The organism is Streptomyces sp. BPTC-684 (assembly GCF_030028635.1).
Lineage (GTDB): Bacteria > Actinomycetota > Actinomycetes > Streptomycetales > Streptomycetaceae > Streptomyces > Streptomyces noboritoensis.
The window spans coordinates 2,568,921-2,594,206 of sequence record NZ_CP124863.1 but is presented as its reverse complement, the minus strand read 5'-3'; the positions used below and the strand labels follow the sequence as shown (position 1 = coordinate 2,594,206).

At 70.4% G+C, this 25,286-nt stretch carries 18 protein-coding genes and 3 pseudogenes; 12 read left to right on the top strand and 9 right to left on the bottom strand.

From position 1 onward, the window contains the following. Nucleotides 1–260: 260 nt before the first annotated feature. Together acs and QIY60_RS11555 are read right to left on the bottom strand one after the other, a co-directional pair. A complete protein-coding gene (acs, locus tag QIY60_RS11560; RefSeq protein ID WP_283142334.1) occupies nucleotides 261–2,216 on the bottom strand; it encodes an acetate--CoA ligase in 1,956 nt (651 codons plus the stop codon). Nucleotides 2,217–2,419: 203 nt separating this feature from the next. Then, nucleotides 2,420–4,738, bottom strand: a complete 2,319-nt coding sequence (locus QIY60_RS11555) for a bifunctional SulP family inorganic anion transporter/carbonic anhydrase (RefSeq protein ID WP_283142333.1) — start codon at nucleotides 4,736–4,738, stop codon at nucleotides 2,420–2,422. 298 nt (nucleotides 4,739–5,036) lie between these two features. Between QIY60_RS11555 and QIY60_RS11550 the strand changes: the two genes are divergently transcribed. Beyond that, nucleotides 5,037–6,329 (top strand): hypothetical protein, encoded by a 1,293-nt coding sequence (locus tag QIY60_RS11550; RefSeq protein WP_283142332.1) that lies wholly within the window; start codon nucleotides 5,037–5,039, stop codon nucleotides 6,327–6,329. 27 nt (nucleotides 6,330–6,356) lie between these two features. Here QIY60_RS11550 and QIY60_RS11545 read toward each other — a convergent pair whose 3' ends face one another. Further along, complete coding sequence (locus QIY60_RS11545; RefSeq protein ID WP_283142331.1) at nucleotides 6,357–7,343, bottom strand: ATP-binding protein; 987 nt, start codon at nucleotides 7,341–7,343, stop codon at nucleotides 6,357–6,359. 102 nt (nucleotides 7,344–7,445) lie between these two features. Here QIY60_RS11545 and QIY60_RS11540 point away from each other — a divergent pair, with 102 nt between their 5' ends. Further along, nucleotides 7,446–8,273, top strand: coding sequence for an oxidoreductase (locus tag QIY60_RS11540; protein ID WP_283142330.1), 828 nt, complete (start codon nucleotides 7,446–7,448; stop codon nucleotides 8,271–8,273). A gap of 397 nt (nucleotides 8,274–8,670) precedes the next feature. On the opposite strand, the gene QIY60_RS11535 is transcribed toward QIY60_RS11540, so the two are convergent. Then, the gene (locus tag QIY60_RS11535; RefSeq protein ID WP_283142329.1) at nucleotides 8,671–9,507 is read right to left on the bottom strand and encodes an HAD-IB family hydrolase; all 837 of its coding nucleotides are present in this window, start codon (nucleotides 9,505–9,507) and stop codon (nucleotides 8,671–8,673) included. 458 nt (nucleotides 9,508–9,965) lie between these two features. Here QIY60_RS11535 and ssd point away from each other — a divergent pair, with 458 nt between their 5' ends. From ssd to QIY60_RS11515, 4 genes and pseudogenes are all read left to right on the top strand, one after another. Next, the gene (ssd, locus tag QIY60_RS11530; RefSeq protein ID WP_266982063.1) at nucleotides 9,966–11,057 is read left to right on the top strand and encodes a septum site-determining protein Ssd; all 1,092 of its coding nucleotides are present in this window, start codon (nucleotides 9,966–9,968) and stop codon (nucleotides 11,055–11,057) included. 74 nt (nucleotides 11,058–11,131) lie between these two features. Continuing rightward, a pseudogene (locus tag QIY60_RS11525) lies at nucleotides 11,132–11,770 on the top strand (ATPase, T2SS/T4P/T4SS family); the annotation flags it as partial. 829 nt (nucleotides 11,771–12,599) lie between these two features. Further along, nucleotides 12,600–13,427: a helix-turn-helix transcriptional regulator gene (locus QIY60_RS11520; RefSeq protein WP_283142328.1), complete on the top strand. Its 828-nt coding sequence runs from the start codon at nucleotides 12,600–12,602 to the stop codon at nucleotides 13,425–13,427. Continuing rightward, nucleotides 13,424–13,633 carry a DUF397 domain-containing protein gene (locus tag QIY60_RS11515; protein ID WP_283142327.1) on the top strand — a complete coding sequence of 70 codons (210 nt, stop codon included), beginning with the start codon at nucleotides 13,424–13,426 and terminating at the stop codon, nucleotides 13,631–13,633. Before QIY60_RS11520 ends, QIY60_RS11515 begins: the two co-directional genes overlap by 4 nt. A gap of 374 nt (nucleotides 13,634–14,007) precedes the next feature. On the opposite strand, the gene QIY60_RS11510 is transcribed toward QIY60_RS11515, so the two are convergent. The 4 genes from QIY60_RS11510 to QIY60_RS11495 form a co-directional block, all read right to left on the bottom strand. Beyond that, nucleotides 14,008–14,856: a recombinase family protein gene (locus QIY60_RS11510; RefSeq protein WP_283142326.1), complete on the bottom strand. Its 849-nt coding sequence runs from the start codon at nucleotides 14,854–14,856 to the stop codon at nucleotides 14,008–14,010. Nucleotides 14,857–15,499: 643 nt separating this feature from the next. Next, complete coding sequence (locus QIY60_RS11505) at nucleotides 15,500–16,921, bottom strand: DNA primase family protein (RefSeq protein ID WP_283142325.1); 1,422 nt, start codon at nucleotides 16,919–16,921, stop codon at nucleotides 15,500–15,502. Next, entirely contained in the window at nucleotides 16,918–17,151 is a 234-nt protein-coding gene (locus QIY60_RS11500) for a hypothetical protein (protein WP_283142324.1), read from the bottom strand. Before QIY60_RS11500 ends, QIY60_RS11505 begins: the two co-directional genes overlap by 4 nt. A gap of 206 nt (nucleotides 17,152–17,357) precedes the next feature. After that, complete coding sequence (locus QIY60_RS11495) at nucleotides 17,358–19,058, bottom strand: recombinase family protein (protein WP_283142323.1); 1,701 nt, start codon at nucleotides 19,056–19,058, stop codon at nucleotides 17,358–17,360. On the opposite strand from QIY60_RS11495, the pseudogene QIY60_RS11490 reads away from it, so the two are divergent. The 6 genes and pseudogenes from QIY60_RS11490 to QIY60_RS11465 form a co-directional block, all read left to right on the top strand. After that, nucleotides 19,036–19,710 (top strand): annotated as a pseudogene (locus tag QIY60_RS11490) (ATPase, T2SS/T4P/T4SS family); the annotation flags it as partial. The gene QIY60_RS11495 and the pseudogene QIY60_RS11490 sit on opposite strands and share 23 nt — an antisense overlap. A 29-nt stretch (nucleotides 19,711–19,739) precedes the next feature. After that, a complete protein-coding gene (locus QIY60_RS11485) occupies nucleotides 19,740–20,585 on the top strand; it encodes a type II secretion system F family protein (protein ID WP_283145899.1) in 846 nt (281 codons plus the stop codon). 68 nt (nucleotides 20,586–20,653) lie between these two features. Next, the gene (locus tag QIY60_RS11480; RefSeq protein WP_283142322.1) at nucleotides 20,654–21,481 is read left to right on the top strand and encodes a type II secretion system F family protein; all 828 of its coding nucleotides are present in this window, start codon (nucleotides 20,654–20,656) and stop codon (nucleotides 21,479–21,481) included. A gap of 103 nt (nucleotides 21,482–21,584) precedes the next feature. Next, nucleotides 21,585–21,791 (top strand): DUF4244 domain-containing protein, encoded by a 207-nt coding sequence (locus QIY60_RS11475; RefSeq protein ID WP_283142321.1) that lies wholly within the window; start codon nucleotides 21,585–21,587, stop codon nucleotides 21,789–21,791. After that, complete coding sequence (locus QIY60_RS11470; protein WP_283142320.1) at nucleotides 21,778–22,212, top strand: TadE family type IV pilus minor pilin; 435 nt, start codon at nucleotides 21,778–21,780, stop codon at nucleotides 22,210–22,212. The genes QIY60_RS11475 and QIY60_RS11470 overlap by 14 nt, the downstream gene beginning before the upstream one ends. Nucleotides 22,213–22,367: 155 nt before the next feature. Beyond that, nucleotides 22,368–22,664, top strand: a pseudogene (locus QIY60_RS11465) (Rv3654c family TadE-like protein); the annotation flags it as partial. Here QIY60_RS11465 and QIY60_RS11460 read toward each other — a convergent pair. Beyond that, nucleotides 22,636–25,227, bottom strand: a complete 2,592-nt coding sequence (locus QIY60_RS11460; protein ID WP_283142319.1) for a DEAD/DEAH box helicase — start codon at nucleotides 25,225–25,227, stop codon at nucleotides 22,636–22,638. The pseudogene QIY60_RS11465 and the gene QIY60_RS11460 sit on opposite strands and share 29 nt — an antisense overlap. Between the last annotated feature and the right edge of the window lie 59 nt (nucleotides 25,228–25,286).

Sequence of the window (25,286 nt, the reverse complement as noted above, 5' to 3'; positions counted from 1 at the left end):
GGGGGGCGCGGGGGTGCGGGGTTCGTCTGCGGACCGGGCTGGGTTGCTCGCGCAGTTCCCCGCGCCCCTTAAGGCGGAAGGGGGCGCGGGCACATTCAGGCCCCGCCCTTCAGGGGCGCAGGGAACTGCGCGACCAGCCAGCAACGGTCCGCAGACGAACGGGGCCGGGGCTCAGGGGCCGCAGGCCCCGCTCGGGGGTCCGGGGGAAACCGCCCGAGGCCCGGCCACGTACAACCCGCAGCCGGGCCCCAAGCCCCCACTCAGTCCTCGCTGGAAGCGCTCGGCAGCTTCGTCTGGATCAGATCCATCACCGAAGAGTCCGTCAGCGTCGTGACGTCACCGAGCTCCCGGTTCTCCGCTACATCCCGCAGCAACCGTCGCATGATCTTCCCCGACCGGGTCTTCGGCAGCTCCGCCACCGGCAGAACCCGCTTCGGCTTGGCGATCGGCCCCAGCGTGGCGCCCACGTGCGCCCGCAGCTCGTCCACCAGCCCGTCCGACTCCGCCGCCGAACCCCGCAGGATCACGAACGCCACGATCGCCTGCCCGGTCGTCTCGTCGGCCGCGCCGACCACCGCCGCCTCGGCCACCGACGGGTGCGACACCAGCGCCGACTCGACCTCGGTCGTCGAGATGTTGTGCCCGGACACGAGCATCACGTCGTCGACGCGCCCGAGCAGCCAGATGTCCCCGTCCTCGTCCTTCTTCGCCCCGTCACCGGCGAAGTACTTGCCCTCGAACCGCGACCAGTACGTGTCGATGAACCGCTGGTCGTCGCCCCAGATCGTGCGCAGCATCGACGGCCACGGCTCGGTGAGGACGAGGTACCCGCCGCCCCCGTTCGGCACCTCGTGCGCCTCGTCGTCCACGACGGTCGCCGAGATGCCCGGCAGCGCCCGCTGCGCGGACCCGGGCTTGGTCTCCGTCACACCCGGCAGCGGCGAGATCATCATCGCGCCGGTCTCCGTCTGCCACCACGTGTCCACGATCGGGCACTTGTCCGCCCCGATGTGCTTGCGGTACCAGATCCACGCCTCGGGGTTGATGGGCTCGCCCACCGACCCCAGCACCCGCAGCGACGACAGGTCGAACTTCGCGGGGATGTCGTCGCCCCACTTCATGAACGTACGGATCGCCGTCGGCGCCGTGTAGAGGATCGTCACCCCGTACTTCTGGACGATCTCCCAGAACCGCCCCTGGTGCGGGGTGTCCGGCGTGCCCTCGTACATGACCTGTGTCGCACCGTTGGCCAGCGGCCCGTACACGATGTACGAGTGACCGGTCACCCAGCCGATGTCGGCGGTGCACCAGTACACATCGGTCTCGGGCTTGAGGTCGAAGACCGCGTGGTGCGTGTACGCGGCCTGCGTCAGATAGCCGCCGGAGGTGTGCAGGATGCCCTTCGGCTTACCCGTCGTCCCCGAGGTGTAGAGGATGAACAGCGGGTGCTCGGCGTCGAACGCCTGCGGGGTGTGCTCGGCCGACTGACGGCCGACGATGTCGTCCCACCAGACGTCCCGGCCCTCGGTGAAGGCGGTCTCCTGACCCGTACGCCGCACCACCAGGACGTGCTCGACCTGCGGGCACTTCGTCACGGCCTCGTCGATCGCGGGCTTGAGCGCGGACGGCTTGCCGCGCCGGTACCCGCCGTCCGCCGTGATGACCAGCTTCGCGTCGGCGTCCTGGATACGGGAGGCGACGGCGTCGGCCGAGAACCCGCCGAACACCACCGAGTGCGCCGCGCCGATACGGGCGCAGGCGAGCATCGCGACGGCCGCCTCGGGGATCATCGGCAGGTACACCGCGACCCGGTCACCGGCCCGGACGCCCAGCTCCGTAAGGGCGTTGGCGGCCCGCGAGACCTCGTCCTTCAGCTCCGCGTAGGTGATCGCGCGGCTGTCGCCGGGCTCGCCCTCGAAGTGAATGGCGACCCGGTCACCGTTCCCGGCCTCGACATGCCGGTCCACGCAGTTGTACGCGACGTTGAGCTGCCCGTCGGCGAACCACTTCGCGAACGGCGGGTTCGACCAGTCGAGCGTCTCGGTCGGTTCGGTGGCCCAGGTGAGGCGCCGGGCCTGCTCGGCCCAGAAGCCCAGCCTGTCCGCCTTGGCCTGCTCGTACGCCTCCGCCGTCACGTTGGCGGCGGCAGCCAGCTCGGCAGGAGGAGCGAACCGGCGCTCCTCCTTCAAGAGGTTGGCCAGGCTTTCGTTGCTCACGACATCTCCCTTTCCCAGGGCGTCCTATGTGCCTATGTGTCCCGGGCCATAGCTCATCAGGCCAATCGCCGGGTGACAAGAGTCTCCCGAAAATTGGTTTAGACCTGTAAAGGATCCGGGTCATCGGCGTGTCATCAGACGGTCTCACGGACAAGGTCCGCCCCGGGTTCAGGGATGCGCGGGAGGCGCGGCGCCGCACCACATCAGGTGGGGGACACCTCAAGGGCGGTGGGCCCCACCCCCTCGAACACCTCCTCGCAGTCGTCGGACGCCAGCAAGTACGCCTGGGCCTCGCCCACATGGAAGTACATCCCGTGCAGTGCCAGCGTGCCCTCGGCCAGCCGCCGCGCCACCGACTCGTGGCGCCTCAGGTGGTCCAGCTGCTGCACCACATTGGTGAGGCAGAGCTGCTCGACGGCGTCGGCGGGCAGCCGCCCGGAGATCCGCGCCCAGGCGTGCTTGCGGCTCGCCATCCGCTCCAGGCTGGGCGTCCCGTGCCGCAGCCACCGCTGCAGGGGCGTCTGCGGGGCGTCCGGCTTGCTGTTCAGCAGCGCCTGCATCGCCCCGCAGCCGGAGTGTCCGCAGACGGTGATGGACTCGACCCGCAGCACCTCGACCGCGTACTCGATCGCCGCCGCCACCGAGTCGTCGCCGCACTCCGCACCGGGCGGGGGCACCAGATTGCCGACGTTGCGCACGGTGAACAGATCGCCCGGGCCGCTCGACGTGATCATGCTGGTGACCAGCCGGGAGTCCGCGCAGGTGAGGAAGAGCTGGGACGGCTGCTGCCCCTCGCGCGCCAGCCGCGCCAGCTCGTCCCGCACCAGCGGCGCGGTGTTGCGCTGGAACGAGCTGAGCCCGCTGGCCAGTTGATGCCCGTGCCGCCTGGGCGCCGGCGCCTTGTCGTGGCAGTGGTGGTTGCGCCAGGGAGTCCAGGGCCGGCAGCAGCTCTGCGGGCTGGAGGCGGGCTCGGCGATCCGCCCGCCGGACCGGCCGGTGATCCGCACCTTGCCACCGTGCGCGGTGTGCGTGTCCTGCCAGCTCTGCAGTGCCTCGTACGCCGCGTGGTCCATGAACGAGCCGTCCAACTCCACGACGGTGCTCGCCCCTTGGGGAACCTGGTTCAGTGCCCGGGTCAGCCGTGGCACGGCGAGGAACGTCAACTGCCCGCGCGCCCGCACCAGATACGACAGGTCGTCCTGGCACTGCACCGTGATCCGGGTGCGCGCCACCCGGCGCAGCGCGACCGCGACGGCCACGGCGATCCCGATGACCACGCCCTGGAGCACCCCGAACAGGAGCACCCCGGCCACTGTCGCCACGTACACCAGGAACTCGCGGTGCTTGTGGACGTTGCGGATGTGGGCGAACGACACCATCTGGATGCCGACCATCATCACCAGCGCGGCCAGCGCCGCCAGCGGGATCCACTCCAGGACGGCCACGAGCAGCCCGGCGGCGAGCAGCACCCACACCCCGTGCAGCACGGTGGAGGCACGGCCGGTCGCCCCCGCCCGTACGTTGGCGCTGCCGCGCACCGCGCCGCCGGAGACCGGCATTCCGCCGAGCAGCCCGGAGACGGCGTTGGCGATGCCCTGTCCGCGCAACTCCCGGTCGAGGTCGGCCCGGGCGGGTGCGGCGGCCCCCGGCCGCTCGGCGGCCAGCTTGTCCATGGCGACGGCGGAGAGCAGCGACTCCAGACTGGCCACCAGCGTCACCGTGAGCACGGCGGCGACCAGCCCGGCCACCGGCCCGTGCGGCAGCTCCGGCAGGACGTGGGCGTCCCAGGAGGGCAGGTCGACCCGGGCGATGCCGGGCGCGGCCACGGCGGCCACACCGGTGGCGATCACCACACAGGCGAGCGCGGCCGGGATGCGGCGCAGCGCCTTTCCGACGCGTCCGGGGAGGCGGGGCCACGTCATGAGCACGGCGATGGTGAGTGCCCCGATGAGGGGTGCGGCAGGGCCGACCTTGGCCAGTTGGCCTGGGAGAGCTTGGGCGTTGTCCACGGCCGAGCTCTGTGGGGAGCCGCCCAGGACGATGTGGAGCTGGGCGAGCGCGATGGCGGCGCCGATGCCGGCGAGGGTGCCGTGCACGATGGCGGGGCTCACGGCGAGCGCGGAGCGCGCGGTCTTGAGTGAGCCGAGTGCGATCTGGAGCAGACCCGCGAGAACGGTGATGGCGCAGGTGGTGCGCCAGCCGTAACTCTGGATCAACTCGGCCGATACCACCGTGAGTCCGGCGGAGGGGCCACTGACAAGGAGCGGTGAGCCGCCGAGCAGCCCGGCGACGATGCCGCCGACTCCGGCGGCGATGAGGCCGGCTTCCAGCGGGGCGTCGATGGCGACGGCGAGGCCGAGCGACATCGGCACGGCGAGCAGGAAGACGGTGACGGATGCGGACAGATCGGCTCCGGCGATCCGGAAGCGGCGGCCTCCTTTCCTGGGCGGTGGGGCGTGCGAGTGCTGCTGACTGTCGGGGTGAGTGAGGGGCTGGGTGCGAGTGGGGACGCAGGCAGACATATTTCCCGTCTCCTCCGGGGCAGCGCGGTCGCGGATGTGGGGTCGCGGCCGTGGGTCACGGCGTGCAGCGGCGGGATTCTCAACTCTCGGTAAACGAATCGTAATGCAGAGTAAAGGTCAGCGCTTCGCATTTAGGGCAAATAGGTCAGCGATTCACTCTTGGTGGTGAATAAGCAGCTTTTCGTGCGGCCTGTCGCGCCCCCTTCCTTCATGCTGCGTGTCACTTTTGCGGCGATTTGATGACATTCAGTACGAGAGATCTTCGGATCTACTGATCTGCGAGGAAGAGGGTGGGCGGATGATGGCCGCCACGAAGAGGATCGCCACCGGGGCCGTCGTCGCCGCACTGGTCGCGGGCGCCGCCGGATGTTCGGTGGGCAACGGGACCAACGAGACCAAGGCGGCCGTGCCTGGCCCCGGAGCGGCCGGAGCCGCTGCCCCCAAGTCGGCCGTGCGCCTGATCGGCGACGGCTCCACCGCCTTCACCGGACTCCAGCCCCATCTGCTGAAGCCGCGCAAACTGGCGCCCGGTCAGCAGCCCCCGCAGTTCGTCGTGTTCTCCTGGGACGGTGCGGGAGAGGACAGTCAGCAGCTGTTCTCCCACTTCCGCGAGGTCGGCAAGAAGTACAACGCGACGATGACGTACTTCCTCAGCGGTGTGTACATGCTCCCGGAGGAGAAGCGCGAGCGGTACACCGCGCCCAAGCATTCGCCGGGCAGCAGTGACATCGGGTTCAACGACCTGAAGGGCATCAAGGACACGGTCACCCAGCTGCGATCTGCCTGGCAGGAGGGCAACGAGGTCGGCACCCACTTCAACGGCCACTTCTGCGGGAACGACGGCGGCGTCGGCACCTGGTCGGTGGACGAGTGGAAGAGCGAGATCGCCCAGGCCAAGTCGTTCGTGAAGAACTGGAAGTCGAACTCCGGGCTCACGGCGGAGGCACCGCTTCCGTTCGACTACGACAAGGAGCTCATCGGCGGCCGCACGCCCTGCCTGGAGGGCCGCAAGAACTTCGTGCAGGCGGCCGGCCAGCTCGGCTGGCGCTATGACACCAGCGGCGTCAACGACCAGGTGTGGCCGAAGAAGAACGACAACGGCGTCTGGGACCTGTCCATGCAGCTGGTACCGGTCCCGGGCCGCGCCTTCCAGACGCTGTCCATGGACTACAACTTCTACATGAACCAGTCGGGCGCCGTGACGGGCGACGCCGACCAGCACGAGTACTGGGGCAACCAGATGCGCGACGGCCTGCTCCAGGCCTTCGACCGCTCGTACAACGGCAACCGCGCGCCGCTGATCATCGGCAACCACTTCGAGTCCTGGAACGGCGGCACGTATATGCGGGCCATCGAGGACACGATCAAGATGGTCTGCGTCAAGCGCGAGGTGCACTGCGTGTCGTTCCGTCAGCTCGCCGACTGGCTGGACGCGCAGGACCCGTCGACACTCGACAAGTTCCGTCAGTTGAAGGTCGGAGAGGCCCCGAAGGGCGGCTGGACGGCCTTCCTGGCCGCCCAGCCCGCCGTGCCGGTCCAGCCGGTCAAGCCGCTCCCGCAGCCCGGCCTCAAGCAGGCCGCCGTGCGCTGACCCCTTCCGCGAGCCGCGCTCGCGAGATCAGCTCGGCTGCGGAACGGCGAGTTCCTCCCGCAGCACGAAGGCGGGGTCGACCTGGGCCGCCAGGTCGGCGCCCGTCTTCGCGTTCCCCCAGCTCTCCGCGTTCTTCAGATGGAAGTGGACCATCTGCCGGGTGTAGCGCTCCCAGTCGCGCGCCTCGTACGAGTCGTCCGCCGCGTCCTGCAGGGCCTGGAGGGCGAGCCGGTTGTCCGCCTCCAGGAGCTCGAAGCGCGGCGGGCGCCCCTTCTCCATCGCGCGCACCCAGTCGGAGTGGCCGACCGTGACCAGCAGGTCCTCGCCGACTTCGGCCCGCAGGAAGTCCAGGTCGTCCTGGCCCTGCACCTTGTTGCCGACGACCTTGAGGGCGACCCCGAAGTCCCGTGCGTACTCCTTGTACTGGCGGTAGACCGACACGCCCTTGAGGGTCGGCTCGGCCACCAGGAACGTCATGTCGAAGCGCGTGAACATGCCGGAGGCGAACGAGTCCGACCCGGCCGTCATGTCGACGACGACGTACTCGTCCGGCCCGTCCACCAGGTGGTTCAGACACAGCTCCACCGCCCCGACCTTCGAGTGGTAGCAGGCCACGCCCAGGTCGGACTCGTTGAACGGGCCGGTCGCCATCAGCCGGATATCCCCGTCGTCGAGCACCACCCGCCGCGCGCACGCCTCGTACACCGGATTCGACTCGCGGATCCGCAGCAGCCGGGAGCCCCGGCCCGGAGGTGTCGTCTTGATCATCGTCTCGGCGGAGGCGATCCGGGGGTTGGTGCCGCGCAGATAGTCCTTGATCATCGGCAGCTGCGCGCCCAGTGCGGGCAGCGCGGCGGCCTCCGCCTCGTCGAGCCCGAGCGCGGCCCCCAGGTGCTGGTTGATGTCGGCGTCGACCGCGAGCACGGCGGCCTCGTTGGCGGTGAGGTGGCGGATGAAGAGCGAGGACAACGTGGTCTTGCCGCTGCCGCCCTTGCCTACGAAAGCGATCTTCATGTTCACCAACGGTAATCGCGCGACAGCGCGATGTAGGGGTGGCGAGTGAAGAAGACCACTCGAAGGTGGGGTGTGGCCCGGGGGCGCGTAGCCTCCCTACTTATGAGTACGAACGCCTCGTCGGCCGCCGATCCGCTTGTCGCCCTTGGCTTGCTGCCGGGTGTCCCGGACGCCGTGGACTCCGTACGCAAAGCCGTCGACCGGGTCTACGGGCACCGGGTCATGCGGCGGCGCAGCAACGAGATCACCTCTGAGGCGGCGCTGCGCGGGGCGCGCGGCAGTGCGGCGCTCTCCGGCGCCGACTGGGCCCTTGAGGAGGTGCGGCGGCGCACCGACTTCGGTTCCGAGGCCGAGGCGCGCACGGTCGGCGCGGCCCTGCGGCTGACCGCCGAGGCGGGCCAGCTGCTCTCCATCTGGCGGCAGTCGCCGCTCCGGGTGCTCGCCCGGCTGCACCTGGTCGCGGCCGCCGACTCCGCCGACACGGTGGGGCGCCCCCGTCAGCACGGCGAGCCGGTGGACGAGCCGCTGATCGAGCTGCCGCTGCCGGACGCGGACGAGGTGGCGGGCCGCCTGGAGGGGCTCTCCCAGCTGATCATCGCGGGCTCATCGGCCCCGGCCCTGGTCACGGCTGCGGTGGTGCACGGTGAACTGCTCGCCCTGCGTCCGTTCGGCTCGTACAACGGACTTGTGGCGCGGGCCGCCGAGCGCATCGTGCTGATCGGCAGCGGCCTCGACCCCAAGTCGATCTGCCCGGCCGAGGTCGGCCATGCGGAGCAGGGGCGCGCGGCGTACGCGGCGGCGCTCGACGGCTATGCCTCGGGGACGCCGGAGGGCGTGGCGGCCTGGATCGCCCACTGCGGGCGCTCGATCGAGCTCGGAGTGCGGGAGTCGACGGCCGTCTGCGAGGCGCTTCAGCGCGGAGCGGCGTAGGCGGTACTGCGCTGGAAGGCGGGGCCGGAAGGCAAAGGCGCCGGAAAAGGGTTGCGGCGGTACCGGATCGGTACCGCCGCTGGCATGTTCACCGTGTTACCAAGCGTCCTCGAATGTTGCCCATCAGGTCGGGAACTTCTGCCCGTCACCTGGTGCGGCTGGCCCGTAATCGACGGGTCGACGTCGCGTGGGTGCTCGATGTTCATGCTCGGTCCGTGGGGCCGTGTTGCGTAGAAGGTGATCCTCTCGGATGTCCCAGGTCTCGCGGGCCGTTGCCTTATTTGTACTCCAGGCCGGGGTGAAGCGGAACCCCTGACTGCACTTCTTTACTTTTAGGTTCAAACAGGACAGAACGGTCAGTGCTGATCGGAGGGCCCTCGTGAGCGGTGCCTCTCGGTCAGCTCGCGGCCGCGGCGCGCCGCCGGCTCGCGTACCAGACGAGCCCGGCCGTGGCCGCCGCGGCGCCCACGGCCGCCGCCGCGACCAGTGCCGGGCGGGGCGGCATGGAGAGGGCGGGCAGCCGCTGCTTGAGCCGGACGGGTCGGTTGAAGACGAGAACCGGCCAATCTCGGATGGCCGCTTCGCGCCGGAGTGCCCGATCCGGGTTGACCGCGAAGGGATGGCCCACCGCCTCCAGCATGGGGACGTCGGTCGCCGAGTCGCTGTACGCGTAGCAGCGGGCCAGGTCGTAGCCCTCGGACGCGGCGAGCTCCTTGACGGCCTCCGCCTTGGTGGGGCCGTAGGCGTAGTACTCGATGTCGCCCGTGAAGCAGCCGTCGGGGCCCACGACCATCCGGGTGGCCACCACGCGGTCGGCCCCGAGGAGCTCGCCGATCGGCTCGACCACCTCGGCGCCCGAGGTCGAGACGATCACGACGTCACGGCCCGCGGTGTGGTGCTCCTCGATGAGGGAGGCGGCCTCGTCGTAGATGATCGGATCGATCAGATCGTGGAGCGTCTCGGCGACGATCTCCTTCACCTGCTGGACGTTCCAGCCCTTGCAGAGCGCCGACAGATACTCGCGCATCCGCTCGATCTGATCATGGTCAGCGCCGCCCGCGAGGAACACGAACTGTGCGTAGGCCGTACGCAGCACGGCCCGGCGGTTGATGAGTCCCCCTTGATAGAAGGACTTGCTGAACGTGAGAGTCGACGACTTGGCAATGACTGTCTTGTCCAAGTCGAAGAAGGCGGCGGTCCGCGGCAGGGAGTGGTTTTCCACGAGGGCGAGCATAGGCGCCCACCATTCGGCGTACGCTGGGGCGTGTGGGTTTGCCTGAGAAGGCTCTCGGGTACACCATGGAAGTCACGGATCGTTCGCGACCGTGCTAACCCGGTCCGGCTCCTCCCCCCCCCGAGTCGGCCGGAGAGACGACCCCCGCTCTCCCCCCCGGCGGGGGTCGTCGCATGTCCGGATGCATTTTCGGGCCTCGCACACGATCCTTCTCCCCTCCCTCGGGCCGCTTCGGCTCCTCCCTCTGCCTGTCCAGACTCGTCACGGAGCGTAATGGTTCCGGTGCGCTCTGGAAGTCACCGGTATAGGTGAACGGAATATTCACAACCGGCGAGTTGTCCACAGCTTTTGACCAAGATCCACTTAATTTCCGGAACCGCTCCACCGTGATTCCAGTTCGCGAGATCCGCGGACGCCAGGAATCGCAGTGAGAGGGGGCGGAGATCGTGGACGGACCCATGGCTTCCGACCGGTCGGCGGGTGCTCAGGGGCGGCGCGCGGGGCCGCTGATCGTCACCGAGGACGAGGCGTTGCTCGACGATCTGCTGCGGCTGTGCGCCGCCGCCGGAGCCGAGCCGGAGGTGCACCACTCGGTGCCCGAGCGCCGGTCCGGCTGGGAGAGCGCACCGCTGATCCTGGTCGGCGACGACGCGGCCGTCCGGGTGCGCGGCGCCGCGCGAAGGCGCGGAGTGCTGCTCGTCGGGCGGGACCAGGACGACCCGGGGGTGTGGCAGCGCGCGGTGGAGATCGGCGCCGACCACGTGCTGCGGCTGCCCGACGCGGAGCAGTGGCTGGTCGACCGGATCGCGGACGCCGCGGAGGGCGTGGGCCGCCAGGCGCTCACCGTCGGAGTCGTCGGCGGGCGGGGCGGAGCCGGTGCGTCGACGCTGGCCTGCGCCCTGGCGGTGACCGCGGCGAGGGCCGGTCGGCGCACCATGCTCATCGACGGCGACCCCTTGGGAGGCGGCCTCGACGTGCTGCTCGGGGGCGAACAGGCCGAGGGCAGACGGTGGCCGGATTTCGCCGCTTCGCGCGGCCGGGTCGCCGGGGGCGCGCTGGAGGAGTCGCTGCCGCATCTGCACGCGCTGCGCGTGCTCAGCTGGGACCGGGGCGACTCGGTGGCGATTCCGGCGGAGGCGATGCGGGCGGTCCTCGCGGCCGCGCGCAGACGCGGCGGCGTCGTGGTCGTCGACCTGCCCAGGCGCGTGGACGACGCGGTGGCGGAGGCGCTGGCCCAGCTCGACCTGGGGCTGCTGGTCGTCCCCGCCGAACTGCGGGCGGTCGCGGCGGCCAACCGGGTCGCCTCCTCGGTCGGCATGGTGCTGCGGGACCTGCGGGCGGTGGTGCGCGGTCCGTACGCGGCGGGGCTAGACGAGCAGTGGGTGGCGGCCGCCCTGGGACTCCCCCTGGCCGGTGAACTCCCGGTGGAGTACGGCCTGCTGGAGGCCCAGGAGAAGGGGTCCCCACCGGGCAGCGAAGTGCGCGGTCCCCTCTCCCGCTTCTGCACGGCCTTCTGGGAGCAGGCGCTGATGGGGGGTGCGGTCGCATGAGTACGGGTCACGCGCGTACGGGTCGCATGAGTGCGGGACGTGTGGATACGGGGCGCATGAGCGCGGGTGCGGGGATGCCTCCGGGTGGTGCGCCTCCCGGTGAGCCGGGTCCGGCCGGGGTTGCGCCGAGGCCGCTGCTCGACGCGGTGCGCCAACAGCTCGCGGAGAGCGGGGCCGAGCCCACCCCGGCCCGGGTCGCGGCGGCGCTGCGGGCCCAGGGCAGGCTCCTGGGGGACGCGGAAGTCCTGGGCGGCGCGGAGGAGTTGCGCTCCGAGCTGGTCGGCACGGGCCCGCTGGAGCCGCTGCTCGCCGATCCCGCGGTGACGGACGTCCTGGTGTCGGCCCCGGACCGGGTCTGGGTGGACCGGGGCGCCGGGCTCGAACTCACCGGGGTCCGTTTCAGCGACACGGCCGCGGTGCGCCGACTGGCCCAACGGCTGGCGGCGGTCGCCGGGCGGCGCCTCGACGACGCCCGGCCGTGGGTGGACGCCCGGTTGCCGGACGGGACCCGGATGCACGCGGTGCTGGCACCGGTCGCGGTCGGGGCGGACTGCCTGTCGCTGCGGGTGGTGCGGCCGAGGGCGTTCTCGCTGGACGAACTGGTCGCGGCCGGGACGGTGCCGCCGGGTGGCGACGGGGTGCTGCGGGCGCTGATCGGTGCCCGGGTCTCGTTCCTGGTGAGCGGTGGCACGGGCTCCGGCAAGACCACTCTTCCTATGTACCCCCGCTAGTGTTCCTGACCTTCCACCATGCACGCAAGCCGCAGCACGAAGCCCCTGCCAGCCGGAGACGCTGACAGGGGCCGATGGGGGCGGTTCAGGTGCAGGCAGGGTGCCGGGCGTTCGGCGGAAGTGCTGTCGGCACGACCCCCTGATACGGGGGCCCGATGTAACGGCAGTGCGGACAGATCCAGTGCCCAGCCTGCACCTGCATACCGCCTCCACAGTTCGGGCATTGCATGGGGACGTCACGTCCTCTCTGGTCGTGGGTAGTGCTCTGCGTTGAGCTGTTTCGTGAAGGCGACAGCGTCAGCCTGGTCGGCGAAGAACGCCGCTACCTGGTGCCCGTCGCGCTCAATATGGGCGAGGTGCCCATCAGGCGTGTGGATGACGTACCAACCGCGCGTGGGATGCTCCCGGGCCTCAAACATGGTGCCGGTGTACCACGTCTCGTCAGCGGTGCACACGGCGGTTCAGCGCCCGAAGCCCTTGTGTGCTTCGGCTGTGCTTGGCCAGGGCTCGGAGCTGGATCAGCTCCCTGTCGTTGGCGACGCGTACAGCCACGGCGCGCGTGTCCCAGCGAAGCCCTGAGGGGCGTTCCAGGGTCAGCCAGCCGCCTCGCTGCTCCTTCACCACTCCGACCATCTGACTGCCCCTGTCGAACACAGCCGTTCCGGCGTCCCACTCCGTCGCCTGTCTCATCACATCCGCCTCTTCTCACTGTCTCGCAAGCTGAGTACAACGTTCCGACAGGCCGCGTACGCTCACCAGTAGGGACGGCTGGACAACGCCAACTGTCCATGATCACAAGAGGGTTGGATGAATGACTGCCGAGACGGACGGCACGGACCCGGCCGACCCCACGTCGTCGGCGCTTGCGCACTTCGGGAACGAAGCACGGCTAGAGCGTGAAGCGCTGGGCATGTCCCGCGCAGACTTCGGCAAGCAAGCCACGTGCGGCTACGACCTGGTGGCCAAGGTCGAGAAAGGGCAGCGGGTACCGCCCCGCGAGTTCGCGGAAGCCTGTGATCGGGTGTTCCCCCACGCCAACGGGCGGTTCCTCCGACTGTGGCCGCTCGCCCTCAAACTGGCGTATCCAGCGTGGTTCCGTGGCTACGTCGAGTTGGAAGCCAAAGCAACGGTCGTGCGCATGTTTCAACCGCAGCTAGTACCGGGCCTCGTCCAGACGGAGGAGTACGCGCGGGCCGTACTTCGCACTAGCCGACCGACCAATCTTGAGGATCTGGTGACCGCGCGAGTGGAACGCCAACGCATCCTGACCCGTGACAACCCCGCCCGGCTGTGGCTTGTCCTCAATGAGGCTGTGTTGCGGAATCAGGTTGGCGATGCAGCAGTGATGCGGAATCAGCTCGTTCACCTACGGCGGCTTGCCGAGACTCCAACTCACCGTGTGCAGATCATCCGTGACAACGGCCACCACCACGGTTGGGCAAGCCCGTTCGGGCTCCTGTCGTTCAGTGACGGCGCCGATGTTGCGCATGTGGATGGCTTCCCCAAGGGGTACGTCCTTGCCGACTCAGACGACGTCGCAGCCACCCAGGATGCCTATGATCTGCTCAAAGCCATGGCTGCGCCGCCGAACGAGTCGCCTGAGCTGATCGACTCCATTTCGAAGGACTGTTACTCATGATCCACGCCGACATACCAGAGCACGACTGGACCAGCTCCAGCTACAGCCAGAACAACGGGGGCGAGTGTGTCGAGTGGGCGCCGACGTATGCCGCGTCGCATGGCGTCGTCCCCGTCCGTGACAGCAAGCTGACCAACAGCCCCGTTCTGCTGATCTCCCCCAGCGCCTTCGCCGGTCTGGTGTCCTACGCCAAGCGGTCGCGCTAGCCCAGCCTGTTGAGCCCTGTCGCCTCAGCCTCTCGGGGTGTCAGGGCTCACATGCGCCCGGACGCAGCGGGACGCTTCAGCAACCCCGAAACCCGTACGCGGGCCGTGCTGCCGTCACGTTCCGGTGCCCTAACTGGGCTTAATGGGGGCATTCCCCACCCCTTCACGGGGTCGTTTTCAGCCTGCCGCGTCGGCATACTCGCAGCTCAGCACCATTGGGGGCACGGAAAAAAGGTTCACACCCAGTGTGCGTACGTCGAGCTTGGGCCGGGATCGCTGGCGGGCATGGCGTCTGAACTTTCGCAGCGCCCTGCCCCCGGACGACGGAAGGACCGCCCACCACCAGGGGCAGACGGTCCCTCAGATCAGGTCGGTCACTCGGCGTCGCCAAGTGCCCGGTACATCGTCGCCCGGGACACCTTCAGCTCCTTCGCGATGGCCGTAACGCTCATCCCCTCGGCCTGAAGTGCCTGTGCCGCAGCGAGCTTGGCCGTGTTCATGACCGGCGGCCGTCCACCGTGGCGCCCGTTGCTGGCGGCCGTCTCCAGTCCTTCGAGGGTCTTCTCCCGGATGCCTTCCCGCTCCACTTCGGCGCCAACGGCCATGACCGCGAAGACGATGGCTCCGGCGCCGTGCGGGTCATGGATGCCCTGAAGGGGGCCCGACAGGATCTCCAGTTGGATGTCGTCCGTCTGAAGCGTGGCCCCCAGCGTCATGAGTTCCACGGCACCACGGGCGAGCCGCTTCATCTCCACCACGGTCAAGATCACCGGCTGATGGGGCGACGCGGCCTTGATATCCCGCGCCAGCGTCAGAGCCGCCTCAAACTCCGGACGCGTCTTGACCCGGGTCGAGATCTTCTCGGAGAACACCTTGGTGCACTCCGCGCGGGCCAGCATGTCCAACTGGGACTGAAGCTCTTGGGCGGCCGTGGAACAGCGCGCGTAGCCGATCCGTATCGGAGCGCCCGGCGTCGCCTCGGGGGCCACCACAGGGGCACCCACGGCCGTCCACGCCTTCCCTGGGGACCGATCAGCGGGAGTCTTCACCGTGAGCTCCGCCTTTAGCGACGGGACCAGCCCGAAACGGGCCGTGTGGTAACTCGTGGCGACCTTGCCCGAGCCGGTGCGGCACGGACTCCCAGCGGGTGCGGCGCACTTGGGGCAGCCGTGGCGCTCCGTCAGGTCTGCGGAGGAAGCGGCGTTCGCGGTGGTCGTCGTCATGATCAGACCGTCTCATAAAGGAGTCTCAGAATCCAGAGTCCGGCCAGATGTTCTGAGACGGATTTAGAGACGCCCGAGCAGGGGCGAAACGGACACCCCACGACTCACGCCCCGACCGTCTCACAAACCATCGATTGTGAGACGACCCGGAGGCGCCACCAGGAGTTACGGTCGCGCAAACAGCCCCGGTTGCGGCGCGGCACCCCCGAGGGTCACGCGCTCACCCTGTCCGCAGAAACACTCAGTTGAGCCATGCAACTGTTTTCTCTCCCACACGATCCCTTGGACTAGAGAAGGGGAGTACCCCCCTGGGCCCGCCAGCGTCCCGGCCCGCCAGACCCGTACACGGGGAGCAGACCAGCACCTGAACGGTCGGCAGCCGGTCGCACGCGGGGTCATCCCCCTGGGCGGCGCTCGCCAGGGTCATCCGCCGGGGTCGGCTGTGACCGAATGACCGTGACCGAGGGTGCTCGGGAAACCTCTAGACGCTACTGGTGGCTATGAATACTTTTCTTAGATCTTGGTCACTTGAGTCACTAGGGTCATAACCCCAGTTCGGAGAGTGTTTACGGGGGTGACCGAAGGATGGCCGAGTGACCGAACATGGTCATCAGCCACCCCTCGCGCCGTCTGACGTGGACTGTCAGGCGAAGATCCCCGGTCCCGCGTCGGCCCGACGGTCATCGGCAAGCTTCAGGCCGATCAGGGTCTTGGCCTTGCTGGTCCGCCCCCGTTGTAGCGTGCTGTCCCGCTCAATGAGCGCGGAGACCAGCGTCCGGGACGACTTGAACGGCGGGATGCCCTCCGCTTCAGCCCACCACTTGTATGCCTCCCAGATGTCGGCAATGGGCGTATCCGCCGCCGGATCGGCTACGAACGTGCCGGGGAAGAACCCGGCCAGCGGATCGGAGTCCTCCCGGTACTCCGCCGTGGCCTGCACCACGCTCGGCGTCTCGCCAAGTCCGTGGCTGTACCACTCCCGGGCCCCGCGCACGGCCCAGGCGAGGATGCCCGGGAACTCGCCGCGCAGCGTCTCATCAAGGGTGCTGTCCCGCTCGGCGGCGCTGAACTTGCGCTCGAAGGGGAGCAGCTTTACGCGCCGCCACGTGCCGTGGTCCTGCTCGCGCACCTCGGGCCGGTAGTTGGTAGCCAGCAGGATCAGCGCCTCGGGCTTGAAGCTGTACGGATCGCGGTACTTCGGGTTGACGCTCATCTCCTCCCCGCCGGTCGCGTTCTTGATAGCCGCCGCGTCCAGTACGGCGCCCCGGTTGGTCTCACTGGCCAGCGCGAGACGTGCCCCGCGCAGCAGTTCGGCATCCGCCCCGCCCCGCTTGTTCCCGGTGCTGGTGAACATGTCGAACGGCACCGTCGCGGCATGCTCGGCGAACAGGGCGCGCAGCGTGTTCAGGAACACGCTCTTGCCGTTGCTGCCCTCTCCGTAGAGCACCGCGAAGACCTGTTCCGAGGTGTGGCCGGTGATGCCGTACCCGATCAGCCGCTGTACGTAGGCGGGCAGTTCCGGGTCACCGGGGAAGACTTCGCCAAGGAAGCGCATCCAGCGCGGGCACAGTGCCGCCGGGTCGTACGCGGTTGCCACGCTGCGCGTGATCATGTGGTTCGGCTCGCCGGGGTGCAGCGTGCCCGTCCGCAGGTCCACCACGCCGTTCGCGCAGGCCAGCAAATCCGGGTTCTGGTCCCATCGCTGCCCGCTGGTGAGTACGCCGGGAAGCGTGCTGAGCATGTCCACCACGGCATCCCGGCGGGCCCTGGAGCCCAGCCCCTTGGCCGCCTTCTCGTCGCTGGTCTTCTCACGCACCCGGCGCAGGTAGTTCTGCGCCTCCTGCTTGATCGGCAGACCGTTCGGGCTGATCTGCCAGGCATGCGCCCCCACGGGAAACAGCGCCCATCCGGTGGCCCTGTCGAACCGGACGTTCGTGCCCAGGTCTTCAAAGAGCGCCTGTGCCAACTCGTCGTCGCTGTACCCGCCGGGGTCTTCGTTCGCTGCCTTGACCAGCGCCATGACGGCAGCGAGCTGTTCGGGAGACAGTGCAGGCGATGCGGTCATGCGCGGTTCTCCGGTATCAGGATGTACTTGCCGCCCGGGCCGCTCTGGCAATGCGCCACGCGGGGGCCGTAGTCCGGGTTGTCGGGATTACCGGCGCCATGCTGGTGGCGCGCCCCGCAGATAGGACAGGAGATCACCAGGTAGCCGGGGCCTAGCTTCGGGTTGGCCGGTGGGACGTAGCGGGCGGGAACCTCGGGGATGTCGGTCATGTCTTCCTTTTCGTTGGTCAAGCGGGCATCTCCTTCTGCCGTAGGTCGGTAGGTCGGTACTCAGGGCGCTGCTGTAGCGGGCGTGCCGGAGGACACCCCAACGCTGTCCCCGACCCTAGGCACCCCCACTGACAACACCCCCAAGAGCCGTACACGCTGCCAGGAACACCGAACGGCCCGCCACCGGGTTTCCCCAGTAACGGGCCGCGAACGGCGCTCAGACGGGCCTACAAGCCCTCTTGATATGCAATGTCGTCCAAGAGGTCCTGCCGGATCTCCTCATGCTGTTCCGGTGTCAAGGGAACAGGCCTAGCGGGCATGGCGGCTTCGTCCTCCAGTTCAGCCGCGATTGCCGCAAGTTCAGCGGCAGCCGGGTCTTCGTGCTCGCCAATGGCGAACGTCAAGCGTTCGTAGTCGAAGCGGGCCCCCGAGCGCTTCCCGCTCGTTACCGTGATGCGTGCTCCGGCGTCCAGCAACAACCGGCGCTTGCCCTCCGTCTCCTCGTTCCTCCACATGTCGGCGAAGGTGCGCCCGGTCGGCACCCAGTGAGTAGATGGCGGACGCAACGGCATGGCCTCAAGTTCCCGCCGCTCCTTGAGTAGCGAACGCATCATGTCGTTGTATTCGGCCTCATCGTCCTCGCCGTCATACAGCCCCGCGTCCCGGTCACGACGCAGCCGCTTGATGCTCTCGCGGACGCGCTCAAGGTCGGCCGTGTGGTCTTCCCCGGGGTCGGTTACCGGGGCTTTCACCTGCATGTGTCCGAGCCGCATGAGGAACTGTTCTTCGGCCCACTTGTCCAGCGTCTCAGCCTTCACCGTGACGGAGTGTCCAGCGCCACGCTCCTTGCAGCGGTAGACGCGAATGTGCCCGCCATTGGGTACCGGCTTCCCGTTGCTGGTCGCCTTCTTGCTTGATCCGTACATGGGGCGGTTGCACACAGTCCCGTCCCTGTTGACGCCTGCACAGTAGGCGACGCGTACCAGAAGGGACCCTGCGGCGCGGAGCATGGTTTCGGGGCGCTTCTTGGTCTTCATGACCTCTTGGAGTACGGCCCATGTCTCGTCGTCCACAAGGGCAGGGCGGTCCATGCGTGGGTGACCGTTGCGGTCAAGCACGGGGCGGCCCGTCCACTTCTCCCACTCGCCACCACCCTCATACGCGCTGCGCTTCTCGGTCGCTTTTGGGTCATGCATGGTGTACCCGCGCAAGTGCTCAGACCGGAGCATGGCCGCGATGTACTGGTGATCCCACCGCTTCCGCTTCTCGGGAATCGTGCCCGTCATCCGGTGCTTCTCGCGGTCGGATGGCGTGGCAATCTCGCGCTCATCAAGGTCGTTGGCCACGGCGTAGATAGACTCACCAGCGATCACCCGGCGCACGATCTCACGGACGATCGGACCAGTCTCCGGGCACTCATCCAGCACGAAGCCGGGACCGGTGGGGTTGGGGACTACTGCCCACCCGAAAGGAACGCGTCCGCCGTGCCAGCGCCCCTCATGGCGCAGATGAGACCGAGAGCCCTTGACGCGCTCCCTGATTGCTTCTGCCTCCATCTGCGCCGCGAACGCAAGAAGCATGATGATCAGCTCAGACACGAGCGACGTGGCGCGCATGTCCAGCTCCAGCGCCGTACCGCCCGGACCCTCGGCGAAGACGAGTAGCTTGCCGTTTTTCCTTGCCCAATCGCCCAGCTTGGCCATGTCCGCCATGGACCGAACGGCACGATCCAGCCGCCAAAACACGATGGCGTCGTAGTCGTCAGGCTGCGCAAGCCACTTGCCCAACTCAGGGCGGCTGAATGGGTCTACCCGAGACGCAGAAACGTCTAGGTCGGTCGCCTCACCGATCACCGTTGCGCCGTGAGCCTTTGCCCACAGTTGCCCAGCGCGACGCTGACGAGCCGGTGACGTGGTCGTGTCCGTCACATTGGACAGTCGGACCGCTATAAGTGCTCTCACCTGGAAATCTTCCCTCACCGCGTAGCGGTGGCACTTAGCTGGGGTAGCTAAGACGACCCTGCTGTCGACGCTCCTCGGCCTAGTGGGAGAGCGCGAGCGGATCGTCCTGGCGGAGGACTCGGCCGAGTTGAGGCCCGACCACCCTCATGTGGTGCGGCTGGAGTCACGGCCGGCCAACCAGGAGGGCGCGGGCCTGGTGACCCTGCGGGACCTGGTGCGCCAGGCTTTGCGCATGCGTCCGGACCGGCTGGTCGTGGGCGAGGTGCGAGGCGCCGAGGTCACCGACCTGCTGGCCGCGCTCAACACCGGCCACGAGGGCGGCTGCGGCACGGTGCACGCGAATACCGCTGCGGACGTCCCCGCCCGTCTGGAGGCCCTGGGCACGGCGGCCGGGCTCGACCGGGCGGCCCTGCACAGCCAGTTGGCGGCGGCGCTCTCGGTGGTGCTCCATCTCGTACGGGACAGGGCGGGGCGGCGCAGGGTCGCCGAGGTCCGGGTCCTCGAACGGGACGCGGCGGGGCTTGTGGTGGCCGTTCCGGCGCTGCGCTGGGGCATGGGCGGCTTCGTCCAGGAGCGTGGCTGGGAACGGCTGCGGGTGCTGCTCGGGGGTGCGTGGTGACGGCCTGGACGGCGTCGGGGTCACCCGGGCTGCTCACCCCGGCCTCGGCGGCGGCCGTGTGCGCGTTCGCGGCGGCCTGGCTCTCGGTGGGGCGGGAGCAGGGGCTGCGCAGGGCACGGCTGATCGTCGCGGGCGGAGCGGTGGAGCCCGAGGAGCCGCCGTGGGGGCGGCTCCGGGAGCGGCTGCGCGCCAAGGCAAGGCCGGAGTGGCTGTGCCTGCCGGTCGCGGTGGTCGTGGCGGTGCTTGCGGGCTCGGTGCTGCCGCTGGCCGCCGGGGCGGTGGCGGTACCGCTGGTGGGGCGGCGGCTGCGGGCCCGTGAGCGGGAGCGGGCGAAGTGGCGCCGGGGCGATGAAGTGGTCGCCTGGTGCGGGGCGGTCGCCGGGGAGCTGCGGGCGGGCCGCCAGCCCGGCCAGGCGCTGACGCTTGCCACCCGGGACACGGAGGCACTGGGCGGCGCTGAGCCGCGGGTGCTGGCGGCGGCACGGTTCGGCGGCGATGTGCCCGGGGCCCTGCGGGAAGCGGCCAGGGAACCGGGCGCGGAAGGGCTCGCGGGAGTGGCCGCGTGCTGGCAGGTGGCGGTCGACGGCGGCGCGGGCCTCGCGGCGGGCCTGGAGCGCCTGGAGGCGGCGCTGCGGGCCGAGCGGGACCAACGGGAGGAGCTGAGGGCCCAGTTGGCCGGGCCGCGCACGACGGCCGTGCTGCTGGCCCTGCTGCCGGTCCTCGGCCTCCTGCTCGGCACGGCGATGGGTGCGAGCCCCCTGCGCGTGCTGCTGCACACCCCCGCCGGGCTCGGCTGTCTGGCACTGGCCGGGGTGCTGGAGGCGGCGGGGCTGTACTGGACGGCGCGGATCACCCGGGCGGGGGAACGGCGGTGAGCGGGCAGCTCAGGTTTGGGGGCGCGGGTGGTGAAGCACCCCGAGATGTTTTCCACAGGCTGGGGGTGATGACGGCGATCGCGGCCCTCGTCCTGTGGACAGGGCTGGAGTTGGCCCGCCGGAGGAGAGAGCGGGCGGTGCGGCGGCGTGTGGTGGACCTGCTGGCGGGGATGGATGTGGCGGCGGGGGTGATGCCCGCGCGGCATGACGGGGCGAGGGCCTGGCTGGCGGGCACTTGGCCTCGGGACACCTGGTCGTCGGTCGCCCGGCTGTTGGGCGGTGGCACGGCGCGCGGGACGTTCGTACGGGCCTGGGCCGGGCCGCTGGGGGTGTTGGCCGCGGCATACGTACTGATCGGCGGGGTGCCAGGAGCTGTGGCGGGGCTGGCGGCGGCGTACGGGGCCAGGCGCTGGGCCCGTCGCCGGAAGCCACAGCGGGCGCGCCCCGGGGCCGAGGCGGTGGACCCGGAACTGCCGCTCGCGGCCGATCTGCTGGCGGCCTGCCTGTCGGCCGGAGCGGGACCGCGCGAGGCGGCCGGAGCCGTGGGGGAGTCGCTGGACGGTCCGGTCGGGCGGCGGCTGGCCCAGATCGCCGCCGAGCTGAGGCTGGGCGGCGAACCGGCCGAGGCGTGGGGGAGGTTGGGGGCGATACCGGGCGCGGCCGGGCTGGCCCGGTGCCTGGAGCGGGCCGCGTCCTCGGGGGCGCCCGCGGCGGGTCCGGTCGGACGGGTGGCCGAGCGCTGCCGGGCCGAGCGGGCCCGGACGACAGCGGCCCGGGCCCGGCGGGCGGGCGTCCTGATCACCGGGCCGCTGGGGCTCTGCTTCCTGCCCGCGTTCCTGGCCGCCGGGGTGGCGCCGGTGGTGATCGGACTGGCGGGCGGGCTGCTCAAGCACTGATACGCGGGCCGACAACACGGGCTTTCAACAGCTCGCTCAAACACACAACAGCTCGACAGAGCAACAGCTCAGCAGGGCAGTAGCTCAACAGCGGGACTCACACATGGGGGTTGGGATGAAGACATGGATGCGGTGCGTCGCACATCGGGTGCGCGTGCGCGGGGACGCCGGGATGACGACCAGCGAGTACGCGGTCGGAACGATCGCCGCGTGCGGCTTCGCGGCGGTGCTCTACAAGGTGGTGACGAGCGGGGCCGTCTCGTCGGCGCTTCAGTCGCTGGTGGAGAGGGCGCTCGATGCGCAGTTCTGAGGGCGGCGGATCCGGGCGGGGCCGTCGGCCCATAGGGCGGGGCTTCGGGGTTGGCCGGGCCGCTGACCGGGGCTTCGTGACGGCCGAGGCGGCCGTGGTGATCCCCACGCTGGCTGCGTTCGCCCTCGCCCTGCTGTGGGGGCTGATGGCGGCCGCCGCCCAGATCGAGTGCCTGGACGCGGCTCGGGCGGGGGCCCGGGCGGCCGCGCGGTCCGAGGCCGAGCAGGCGGTGCTGGCCGCCGCCCGCTCGGCGGCCCCGGCCGGGGCGCGGGTCGAGCTCCGGCGGGACGGCGACCTGTGGCGCGTACGCGTGGAGGCCCCGACCCCGGGACCCCGCGCACTCGCCCTGACGCTGAGCGGGGACGCGGCCGCGCTGGCGGAGGACACGGTGGGGGAGCCCATGGTGGGGGAGGAGCGGTGAGGCCGAGGTCGAGGATGCGTGGTGCTCTCGCGGAAGGCCTTCGCGCCCGAGACCGGCAACTTCGTGGAGGACGAGCGAGGGGGCTCGCGTCACGCGGTGGCTCGGCGGAGGGGCACGCGGCTCACGCCCGGGACCGGGGCTCGGCGTCCGTCTGGGTGGCGGTCGCCGCCTCCGCCCTCTGCGTCGTCTTCGCGGCCGTCCTCGCCCTCGGGCAGGCCGTGGCGGCCCGGCACCGGGCGGGCGGCGCGGCGGACATGGCCGCGCTGGCCGCGGCCGACCGGGCGCTGTGGGGGACGGCCGAGGCCTGTGCTGGGGCGGCCCGGGTCGCCGGGGCGCAGGGCGGCGAGGTGGTGCGGTGCACGGTGACCGGGGAGATCGCCGACGTGACCGTACGGGCGAGGTTCGGCCCGTACGCCCCGGAGGTCAGATCCCGGGCGGGCCCGGCGGCTCCTCCCGCGTACCGCTTCCCGCCGCAGCGCCCGGGGCGGGAGCAGCCCCACGGCCCTGAGCCGTGGGCTCCCCGGCCGTCGGTTCTGTCGGGGCTTCCGGGGCCGTCACCTCCGGCGCCCCACGCAGCAGTTCCGTGAGGAGGCGGACCGCGCCCCGTTTGTGGAGCGGGTCGTTGCCGTTGCCGCACTTGGGGGACTGGACGCAGGACGGGCAGCCCGCCTCGCACTCGCAGGAGGCGATGGCCTCGCGGGTCGCGGTCAGCCACTCCCGCGCGGTGTGGAAGGCGCGCTCCGCGAACCCGGCGCCGCCCGGGTGGCCGTCGTAGACGAAGACCGTCGGCAGCAGGGTGTCCGGGTGCAGCGGGATCGAGACGCCGCCGATGTCCCAGCGGTCGCACGTGGCGAAGAGCGGCAGCATGCCGATGGAGGCGTGCTCGGCGGCGTGCAGGGCGCCCCCGAGGATCTCCGGGGTGATCCGGGCGGCGTCGAGCTGGTCCTCGGTGACCGTCCACCACACGGCCCGGGTGCGCAGGGTGCGGGGCGGCAGGTCCAGCTTGGTCTCGCCGAGCACCTCGCCGGTGATGAGTTTGCGGCGCAGGAAGGAGACGACCTGGTTGGTGACCTCGACGGAGCCGTAGCAGAGGCGGCCGGCTCCCCAGGCGATCTCGGTGTCGGTTTCGAGTACGGAGATGGAGGTGGTGTCACGGGCGACGGTCGAATAGGGCGGGTTGGCCTCCTCGACGAGGGCGACCGAGCCGTCGGGGTCGTCCAGGTCCAGACGCTTCACCAGGTACGTACGGCCCTGGTGGAGGTGGACGGCGCCGTCGTGGACGGCGGTGTGGGCGGCGGACGCGTCGACCGTGCCGAGCAGCCGTCCCGTCGACGCCTCGACGATCTGGACCGGGCGTCCCCCTTCGCCTCGGATGTCGGTGAGGTCGGCGGCCCGCTCGCGGCGGGTCCAGTGCCAGCCCGACGCCCGGCGCCGGAGCAGCTTCGCGGCCTCCAGCTGCGGCATCAGTCCCGGGCTCGCCGGACCGAAGAGCTCCAGGTCGGCCTCGGTGAGCGGCAGCTCGGCGGCGGCCGCGCACAGGTGCGGGGCGAGGACGTAGGGGTTGTCCGGGTCGAGCACGGTCGACTCGACGGGCTGCTGGAACAGCGCCTCGGGGTGGTGGACGAGGTAGGTGTCCAGCGGGTCGTCCCGGGCGACCAGGATCGCCAGGGCGCCCTCGCCCGACCGCCCGGCCCGCCCTGCCTGCTGCCACAGCGAGGCCCGGGTGCCGGGATAGCCGGAGATGATCACGGCGTCCAGGCCCGACACGTCGATGCCGAGCTCCAGGGCGGAGGTGGCGGCGAGGCCGAGCAGCTCGCCGGAGTGCAGGGCCTGCTCCAGGGCCCGGCGCTCCTCGGGGAGGTAGCCGCCCCGGTAGGCGGCGACGCGGCGGGCGAGGGCGCGGTCCACCTCGTACAGCCGTTCCTGGGCGATGACGGCGACGAGCTCGGCGCCGCGCCGGGAGCGGACGAAGGCGACCGTGCGGACGCCCTGGACGGCCAGGGCGGTGAGGAGGTCGGCGGTCTCGGCGGTGGCGGTGCGGCGGACGGGGGCGCCCTTCTCGCCGTGGAGGTCGGTGAGCGGGGGCTCCCACAGGGCGAAGACCAGTTCGCCGCGCGGGGAGGCGTCGTCGGCGACCTCGACGACGGGCAGGCCGGTCAGCCGGTGGGCGGCCACGGACGGCTGCGCCGCGGTGGCGGAGGCGAGGAGGAAGACGGGGTTCGCGCCGTAGCGGGCGCACAGCCGGCGCAGGCGCCGCAGGACCTGGGCGACGTGGGAGCCGAAGACGCCCCGGTAGGTGTGGCACTCGTCGATGACGACATAGCGCAGCGCGCGCAGGAAGGAGGACCACCTGGGGTGGGCGGGGAGTATGCCCCGGTGCAGCATGTCCGGATTGGTGAGGACGTAGTTGGCGTACTGGCGCACCCATTCGCGTTCCTCGACCGGTGTGTCGCCGTCGTAGACGGCGGGCCGGATCGCGTTGCCCAGGGGCTGGGCGAGGGCCTTCACCGAGCAGCGCTGGTCGGCCGCCAGGGCCTTGGTGGGGGCCAGGTAGAGGGCGGTGGCGCCGCGTCCGTTCGGGGCCTCGGAGCCGTCCAGGAGCGCGCTGAGGACCGGGGCGAGGTAGGCCAGGGACTTGCCGGAGGCGGTTCCGGTGGCGATCACGACGGACTCGCCGTCCAGGGCGAGCTCGGCGGCGGCCGCCTGATGGGCCCAGGGGTGCTCCACGCCGGCCCGCTGAATGGCGTTGATCACTTCCGGGCGGATGCGGTGCGGCCAGACTGCATGGCGGCCCTCGCGCGGGGGCAAGTGCTCCGTATGAGTGATGCGCGCAGCCCGGTCCGCTCCCGAGGCGAGCCGGTGCAGGACCGTGCCGGGGTCGGGTCGTTCACCCGTGCCCTTGGCGGGTGTTCTGGGGCGGAGATTCCTGGCCATCGGCACCGAGTGTGTCACTGGCGTGACGGACAATGGTCCCAAGGCGTCGTGCATGGCTGCTGGTAAGTGATTGAATGCCATCGCGGCTGGCGATCCGTTCTCTGGCTCCGCCGGGGAGACTCAGGGGGCGGCCGCTCGAT

Excerpts from the sequence above, each read along its gene's own strand:
- QIY60_RS11460 (WP_283142319.1), bottom strand. The coding sequence starts at position 25,227 with ATGGCATTCAATCACTTACCAGCAGCCATGCACGACGCCTTGGGACCA.
- QIY60_RS11510 (WP_283142326.1), bottom strand. The coding sequence starts at position 14,856 with ATGACGACGACCACCGCGAACGCCGCTTCCTCCGCAGACCTGACGGAG.
- QIY60_RS11515 (WP_283142327.1), top strand. The coding sequence starts at position 13,424 with ATGATCCACGCCGACATACCAGAGCACGACTGGACCAGCTCCAGCTAC.
- QIY60_RS11470 (WP_283142320.1), top strand. The coding sequence starts at position 21,778 with ATGCGCAGTTCTGAGGGCGGCGGATCCGGGCGGGGCCGTCGGCCCATA.
- QIY60_RS11520 (WP_283142328.1), top strand. The coding sequence starts at position 12,600 with ATGACTGCCGAGACGGACGGCACGGACCCGGCCGACCCCACGTCGTCG.
- QIY60_RS11555 (WP_283142333.1), bottom strand. The coding sequence starts at position 4,738 with ATGTCTGCCTGCGTCCCCACTCGCACCCAGCCCCTCACTCACCCCGAC.
- QIY60_RS11540 (WP_283142330.1), top strand. The coding sequence starts at position 7,446 with ATGAGTACGAACGCCTCGTCGGCCGCCGATCCGCTTGTCGCCCTTGGC.
- QIY60_RS11480 (WP_283142322.1), top strand. The coding sequence starts at position 20,654 with ATGACGGCGATCGCGGCCCTCGTCCTGTGGACAGGGCTGGAGTTGGCC.
- QIY60_RS11545 (WP_283142331.1), bottom strand. The coding sequence starts at position 7,343 with ATGAAGATCGCTTTCGTAGGCAAGGGCGGCAGCGGCAAGACCACGTTG.
- ssd (WP_266982063.1), top strand. The coding sequence starts at position 9,966 with ATGGCTTCCGACCGGTCGGCGGGTGCTCAGGGGCGGCGCGCGGGGCCG.
- QIY60_RS11535 (WP_283142329.1), bottom strand. The coding sequence starts at position 9,507 with ATGCTCGCCCTCGTGGAAAACCACTCCCTGCCGCGGACCGCCGCCTTC.
- QIY60_RS11505 (WP_283142325.1), bottom strand. The coding sequence starts at position 16,921 with ATGACCGCATCGCCTGCACTGTCTCCCGAACAGCTCGCTGCCGTCATG.
- QIY60_RS11475 (WP_283142321.1), top strand. The coding sequence starts at position 21,585 with ATGGGGGTTGGGATGAAGACATGGATGCGGTGCGTCGCACATCGGGTG.
- QIY60_RS11550 (WP_283142332.1), top strand. The coding sequence starts at position 5,037 with ATGATGGCCGCCACGAAGAGGATCGCCACCGGGGCCGTCGTCGCCGCA.